Here is a 4,005-nt window from a genome sequence, read left to right as displayed (position 1 = left end):
TCCAATTATTCCTTGCAGGACAGGCACTTTCGCATATCTACACCCCGAAACTCACAACGTTTCACGAAAAATCCGGGCTAAGCCGCGCGCAGAACTGATGGCGCGGCTACCGACCTCTCGTGCACGTTCCGCTTCGCCGGCAAACGCCAATGCGCGTCCGAAACTGGCGAGCCCCTGTACATAGCGAGAGTCGTCGGCGCCTAAACCGCATGCTTCCAGCGCGGAGGCCAGCAGGTCGGCCGCCTTGGATCCGGCCAGCCCGGGACGCCAGCACGCGTCCTCGTAGCCCACGGCCGCCTCCAGTCGGATGAGCGGATCTTCCATCGCGGTGACCCGTTCGTAGACGGCTCGGGCACGCGCGAAAGCGCCTGCGCGTACGTGGTTTTGGGCCGCCCCAAAGCTAAGTCGTGCCCGCTCGTCGGGACTCAGTTCGGGAAGCGACGCGGCGCGCTCGAACCACTTCGCCGCATCCTCGTAAGCCAAGCTCTGCTCGGCTGCATGCGCCGCTTTGCGCGAATAGTGCAACGCCTGATCGTGGTAGCCCAGCACGTGTGCAAGCAGGTAATGGTTGGCCACGCAGGGAACCACCGACGGATCGGCTCGACCTTTCAGCGCTTCAGCCGCCCGCGCGTGCATGATCCGCTGCCGCGACGCGGCCATACCTTCGAGGACGGACTCGCGGGTCAACGCATGCACAAACGCAAACTCGCCATCCGAGCCGGGAACCGCCCGGATAAGCCCCACCGCCTCGGCCGAATCGACCGCCGACAAGGTCGTCGCGAGATCGGCCTCGCTGGTCGCGATCAGCGCCGGCAGATCAAACGCTTCACCCAACACGGCGGCCTGTTCGATCACGCTGCGGACGCTGGCGCCGAGGCCGCGGAGCCGGCGGGCAATCACATCCCCGATCGATGCCGGAACCGTTTGCTGTGCGCTCAGGGTGGGGATTCCTCCCCGAATTTCCAGGTGATTGCAGAGCTCGGTCAGAAAGAAGGGGTTGCCGCCGGTCTTGTCCCGTAGCAATGCCGCGACCGTGCGTGCCGACGGCGGGCGTAGCCGCTGGGTTTGGCCGACGAATTCCGCGATCGCGTCGGTGTCCAGGCCCCCGAGATCAAGTCGCCGAACACCGTCAAATCGGTGCAGTTCGGCAAGCCGGGTGACCAGTTCGTCAGAACGGTCCGGTTCGGTGGTGCGAAAGGTTGCCACCACCAGCATGCGCACATCCGCGCAGCCGGTGACCACGTGTTCCAGCATCGCCAGGGTCGGCACCTGCGCCCAGTGCATGTCCTCGAGAACCAGGGCGATCGGGCGATCGACCGCCAACCGTCGCAGGAAACCCGTCACCGCCTCGAAAAGCGCACTGCGAAGCGCGTCGACCGCCTCGTCAGAGCCGGCGTCAGGCAGATGCGGATCTACCCGGGTTGTCAGGCGCCGCAGCTGAGGCCCCGCGTCCGCCAGCACCTCCGTCAACGAACCCGGCGGGTTGGCAGTCAGCAAACGGTCCAGCGCCTCGGCGAACGGCGCGTACGGGACGTCGGCATCGGCCGTCGAGCTGCCGACGAACACGGCGACACCGTGATCGGCCAGCCTGCCAGCTATCTCGGCGGCGAGACGCGACTTGCCGGCTCCTGGCTCACCACCGACGAACACCGCCTGACGCCTGCCGCCCTCCACCCGTTCCCAGGCCTGCTCGAACGCCGAGAGCTCGACGGCACGACCGACCAGTGGACCGCCACGACGCACGGTCAACTCTGCGGGGAGGGGCGGCGGTACCCACTGCACCATGAGCTCAAGGTAGCGGCGTCGCGGCTAGCTGGTCGATAGTCAGATCTGACTATTGCCGGGTGCGCTGAAAGATGCCTAGTTGTGGTCATGACGAGCCACTATCTCGCGCCATAGCGTCGGGGCATGATGACGAACGTGAGCAACACCGTCGCAACCGACGAACTACGCAACCGGTTGGGCGGAAACGTGATCCTGCCCGATGACCCGGGATACGACGAAGCCAGAGCCCTGCACAACGCGATGATCGACAAGCGGCCGGCGGTGATTGCGCGTTGCAGCTCCGCCGCCGACGTCGCGGGCGCTTTGGAATTCGCACGGAACGCGAACCTCGCGGTCGCCGTGCGCGGAGGTGGCCACAACGGGCCCGGTTTCGGAACGGTAGAGGGCGGCATCGTCATCGATCTGTCGCCGATGAACCGAGTCGAGGTGGACCCCGACCGTCGCACTGCCCGCGTTCAAGGCGGCGCGACGTGGGGCCAGGTAGACGCCGCGACCCACGCATACGGTCTGGCGACACCGAGCGGCATCATCTCCAGCACGGGTGTCGGTGGCCTCACTTTGGGGGGTGGCCACGGGTACCTGTCCCGCAAGCACGGCTTGACCATCGACAACCTGTTGGAGGCCAAGGTCGTGCTGGCCGACGGCCGCGAGGTGACGGCGTCCGAATCCGAGCATCCCGAACTGTTCTGGGCGCTGCGCGGCGGCGGCGGCAACTTCGGTGTGGTCACGTCGTTTACGTTCCGCCTGCACCCGATGCAGAGCGTGATCTGCGGCCCCACGGCGTGGCCCGTCTCGGCAACCGCCGACATCCTCGGCTGGTTCCGGGATTTCATCCCGGCACAGGACGAAGACCTGTACGGGTTCTTCGCAACCATGACCGTCCCGCCGGCGCCGCCCTTCCCCGAGGCCTTCCACCTGCACAAGGCGTGCGCGGTGGTCTGGTGCTACACGGGTGATCCCGCACGGGCCGAGGAGGTTTTCACGCCGGTGCGCCAGATGGAGCCGGCCTGGAACGGCATCCACACGGCCCCTTATCCCGCGCTGCAAACTGCGTTTGACGCCCTGTACCCCAAAGGGCTGCAATGGTATTGGCGCGGCGACTTCTTCCGGACCATCGCCGACGGCGCCGTGGAGGCGCACGCCCGCTTCAGCGAGGAACTGCCCACGATGCACTCCACAATGCATCTGTATCCCATCGACGGCGCGGTCCATCGGGTCGGACAAACCGACACCGCGTTCGCCCACCGGGACGTCAACTTCTCCCAGGTCATCGCGGGTGTCGACCCGGACCCGGCCAACGCGGCGACGTTGAAGCGCTGGTCTGGGGATTACTGGAACGCGACCCACCCGTATTCGGCCGGTGCGTCCTACGTGAACTTCATGATGGACGAAGGGCAGGACCGAGTGCGCGCCAGCTACGGCCCGAACTACGGCCGGCTCACCGAAATCAAAGCGGAATATGACCCGCACAACGTATTCCACATCAACCAGAACATTCGGCCGGCTTAGTCAGCTAATCGGCTAGTTCCCTGGGCGGTCCACGGCCGTCGGGGCCACAACACCCAAATTTCCCAAGCTCACCAGATCGACCGCGGTCTGGCGATGAAGCCATGACTCAAAGAGAGGCCCTTCCATGTCCTTCTTGACCGCGACGCCGGAGTTAATGACAACGGCCGCAACAGATTTGGCCAACATCAGCACAACGCTGGAGTCGGCCAACGCCGCGGCCGCGATCCACACGACGGGTGTGCTGGCGGCGGCGCAGGATGAGGTGTCGCTGGCGATCGCGGAACTGTTCGGGACGTTCGGTGCGCAGTACCAGAGCGTGAGCGCGCAGGCGGCGTCGTTTCATGCCCAGTTCGTGCAGGCGTTGACCGGTAGTGCCGGATCTTATGCGTCCGCGGAATCTGCTGCGGCGCAGCCGTTGCAGAGTCTGCTGGACGTGGTCAATGCGCAGTTTGTGGCCCAGACGGGGCGTCCGCTGATCGGCAATGGCGCCAACGGCGCTCCCGGGACGGGCCAAAACGGTGGTGCGGGTGGATGGTTGATCGGCAACGGCGGGGCCGGCGGCTCGGGCACTTCGACTGCGGGGGCGGACGGCGGCAAGGGTGGCGCCGGCGGGGCTTCCGGGTTGTTCGGCAGCGGCGGGGCCGGTGGCGCCGGCGGTGTGTCGACCACGGCGGGCAAGGCCGGTGGGGCCGGCGGGGCCGGTGGCAACAC

At 66.3% G+C, this 4,005-nt stretch carries 3 protein-coding genes; 2 read left to right on the top strand and 1 reads right to left on the bottom strand.

Annotated elements, in window-relative coordinates; all coding sequences use genetic code 11:
* Window positions 1–51 precede the first annotated feature (51 nt).
* Window positions 52–1,785, bottom strand: a complete 1,734-nt coding sequence (locus BST27_RS29680; protein WP_069421110.1) for an ATP-binding protein — start codon at window positions 1,783–1,785, stop codon at window positions 52–54.
* 126 nt (window positions 1,786–1,911) lie between these two features.
* Here BST27_RS29680 and BST27_RS29675 point away from each other — a divergent pair, with 126 nt between their 5' ends.
* Together BST27_RS29675 and BST27_RS29665 are read left to right on the top strand one after the other, a co-directional pair.
* A complete protein-coding gene (locus tag BST27_RS29675) occupies window positions 1,912–3,294 on the top strand; it encodes an FAD-binding oxidoreductase (RefSeq protein WP_372515534.1) in 1,383 nt (460 codons plus the stop codon).
* A gap of 124 nt (window positions 3,295–3,418) precedes the next feature.
* Window positions 3,419–4,005, top strand: a 587-nt coding sequence (locus BST27_RS29665; RefSeq protein ID WP_139805458.1) for a PE family protein, incomplete at its 3' end; no start/stop codon positions are given.

Origin of the sequence: Mycobacterium intermedium (assembly GCF_002086275.1) — a bacterium.
In the GTDB taxonomy this organism is placed as follows: Bacteria; Actinomycetota; Actinomycetes; order Mycobacteriales; family Mycobacteriaceae; genus Mycobacterium; species Mycobacterium intermedium.
Note: the sequence above shows the minus strand (reverse complement) of the source record. Positions and strands in the feature narration are given on the sequence as shown.